Annotated in this window: 2 protein-coding genes; both read left to right on the top strand. The window is 67.1% G+C overall.

The window, feature by feature from the left end; translation table 11 throughout:
* Positions 1-1,868 (top strand): PD-(D/E)XK nuclease family protein (locus AC5LSR_RS08225; protein WP_493468317.1); only part of this gene is annotated, 1,868 nt, incomplete at its 5' end.
* A gap of 99 nt (positions 1,869-1,967) precedes the next feature.
* Positions 1,968-2,996 (top strand): hypothetical protein, encoded by a 1,029-nt coding sequence (locus tag AC5LSR_RS08220; protein ID WP_493465843.1) that lies wholly within the window; start codon positions 1,968-1,970, stop codon positions 2,994-2,996.
* Positions 2,997-3,344 lie beyond the last annotated feature (348 nt).

The following is a 3,344-nucleotide window of genomic DNA, read 5'->3' as shown; positions in this document are numbered from 1 at the left end:
CGCAGACGGTCGCCGAGACCCTTGTCGACGACAGGCTGGCCAAGAACATGGTCGCGTCCGGCCACCAGGAGTTCGACCGCGGCGATCTGCTCGCGGTCGAGTTCAGCGGCGCCGACGACGAGGCGGTGTGGATATGCGACCGGATCGCAGCCCTGCGGGGAACCCCTTTCCGGGACGACCGGGACGAGGCGCCGCGCGGCCTGAGCTGGTCGGACATGGCCGTCCTGTTCCGCAGCGTCGCCAAGGACGCCGACCCACTCGTCGCCGAACTGAAACGGCGGGACATTCCCTACGTCATCAAAGGTCTCGCCCGGCTGTTCGACGCGCCGGAGATCCAGGCCTGTGTGACGGCGTTCAGCTACATCATCGGTGAATCCGGCGCGGACGATGTGCGCGATTCCTGGAATGCCGCTGATATCGGTCTCGACGCCGCGGATCTGACCGCCGGGCTGAAAGTTCTCGACGAGGCGAAGAACTGGCAGCCGGGCGCCCGCTGGGGTTCCTACACCCTGCAGCGGACCTACCTCGACTTCCTCGAGGCCGTCGGCCTGCGGGAGGACACCGTCCCGTCGGCGGACGGCACGGTGCGCGGCGAGCTGGTGTTCTACAACCTCGGCAAGTTCAGCCAGGCGATCTCGGACTTCGAGCAGATCCACTTCCAGTCCGACCCGGCCAGGAAATACGAGGGCTTCGTGCGGTGGCTGACCCACCATGCCCCCGGCTACTACGCGGAAAGCGACGCCGACGTCGGATACGCCACCCCCGACGCGGTGACCATCGCCACCGTCCACCAGGCCAAGGGGATGCAGTGGCCGGCGGTGTTCGTCCCCGCCCTGCGGAAGAACCGCTTCCCGTCGAAGCGGCAGGGCGGGATAAACGTCTTCCACGTCATACCCGAGAACGCGGTGCCGGACGCGGAACGCTACCGGGGTACCGAAGCCGACGAGGCCCGGCTGTTCTATGTTGCCGTCACCCGGGCGCAGAAATACCTGGCGCTGTCCTTCTCGCCCGGAGGGTCATCCATGTACGCCAGGCGATCGGTGTTCTTCGATCTGGCGACCCGCAACCCGAACGTGCTCACCGCGGCACCCCCGGTGCGGACGGTCGCGCGGCTGGAACCGCGCCCGCGGCACGAGCTGCCGGATGTCACCCTGAGCTTCAGCGAGCTGAAATATCTGTTCGAGTGCCCGTACCAGTTCAAGTTGCGTTTCCTCTATGGATTCAACCCGCCGATCCATGAGGCGCTCGGCTACGGCAAGTCCGTCCACGACGTCATGGCGGAAATCCACAAGCGGGCCATCGACGGTGATCTGGCCTCGGCCGCCGAGGTCGCGGACCTGGTTGACCGGCACCTGAACGTCCCGTTCGCCTATCCGGCGCTGCGGGAGCAGCTCCGCGATGCCGCCCGCAAGGCCGTCAGCCGCTACCTCGCCGAGAACCGGGGAATCCTCGGGCAGACCCTGCACAGCGAGCAGCAGGTACAGGTACGGGTCGCCCCGGGCATCACGGTGGACGGCCGGATCGACCTCATCCGCCGCCTGGACACCAACGAGACCTCGATCGTGGACTTCAAGTCCACCGAGCGGGCCCAGGCCGAGGAGGTCACCCGCGACCAGCTGCACGTCTACGTCCTCGGCTACCAGGAGCTCACCGGCCAGCGCGCCGACCTGGTGGAGGTGCTCAACCTCGACGAGCGTTCCCGGAGCACCCGCGAAGTCGTCGACGAGTTCTTGCTCGGCGACATCCAGAACAAGATCCGAGACGCGGGGGAGGCGCTGCGCGCCAACGACCTGCCACGCCACCGGCACTGGTGCAAGGCATGCGCCACCTGCGACCTCGCCGGCATCTGCCGCGACAAGACCGCCTGACGGAGGCCGGACAAGAATCAGTAAAATCATCTGTACCTTCTGGTATCCAGATATGTCCAGATATCGCGAGTGGCGATTCCGAGAGATGACGGGGGCGGGATGGCACTGTCCAGGGCTGCGGCACGGCTGTACGCGGAGATCGGCCCCACCTGGTCCAACTGCGGTCCGTTGCAGAACCGCCTGAAGATACGGGGTGACACGCAGTTCGCCGCCGTCGTGGAGGAGCTTGTCACGGCCGGGCTGGCGGTCCTGGAGGGACGGCGGATTCGCCGAGCGGACGCCGGCGACGGCAACGCCCGCCTCCAGCCGGAGATGTCCGCCGACGCACACCAGATCTTCGACCGGCTTCCGCCGGACGGCAGCGCCATCGGTGGTCTGCAGCTCCGCGGCCTGGTCAGGCTTACCAACGATCGTTATCGGGCGGCCGTGGAGGAGCTCAAGGCCGCTGGCCTCGTCCGCCCGGGACGGGGCCGTGGCGGCACGCTCGCCCGCGCGGACGACGCGCTCCAGTCACCGGACGCCGAGGTGCCCGCAACCTCGCTGGACGACGCCAGGCTCACGCCCGCGGGCCCCGGGCAGCTGGTTCACCGGGAGTCCGAGCTGTACCAGCCGTTCGTCGACTGGTACCGGAGCGACCTCGACACCAGAACGCTCACGTTCGGCCACGTGCGCGAGACCGCGACCGCGCGTGGCCGGGCCCGGGCCAGCGGTCAGTGGTCCCGGCCCGACGTGGCCGCGGTTGAGGTGTGGAGCTCACCCCTGCTGCCCGACGTCGAACTCACGATCTCGTCCTTCGAGATCAAAAGGGCGTCGGAGGCCAACCGGCTGGAATCGCTCTATGAGGCGGCGGCGCACGGCCGGTGGGCGCACTACCCGAGTCTCGTCGTCGAAACGGCTTCTCCCGAGGCTGAACTGGCACTACGCGAGGACATCTGGCCGGAACTCGACAGGCTGAAGCTGGGTCTGTACACGATGTACAACCTTGGCGACGGGACCTTCCAGATAGAGAAGCACCTCTTTCCGCCGCGGCAGACGCCCGAGCTAGGTTACCTGGATGAGTTGCTGGAGCATTTCTTCTCGGAGGACAAAGCGTTGCGGGAGAAGTACCAGCAGGCGATCGGACGGTAGCCGGCCGCCTAAGAAGATCGGCACGAGTTTGTCGCTGTGTACGCTGACACAGCCAAAAAGCGTACACAGCGACAAACTCGTGCCAATCATGGTCTGCGTGGGTGGTTATCTCGCCTCGTCGAGCGAGGAAAGGGCCGTGGGTGGAGCCGTGACGGGGAAACGTGAAGTGTGCGAGGTCGGCAAGTGCGTCACCGCTCCGTTCGCGTACTTGTCCGGCCGTTCGATGGTGCTGCCGCGGACGGTACGGACAGGCTGGACGGGGTGGAGGCGGATGGATCGGATGCGGCGGGGGCGGCCGGTAGCGGTGTCGCCGGAGGTGTTGTGGCCGGGCGGGATTCGGTCGGGAGG

The organism is Protofrankia sp. CiP1_Cm_nod4, from assembly GCF_982290645.1.
This window is presented reverse-complemented; position numbering and strand designations above follow the sequence as displayed.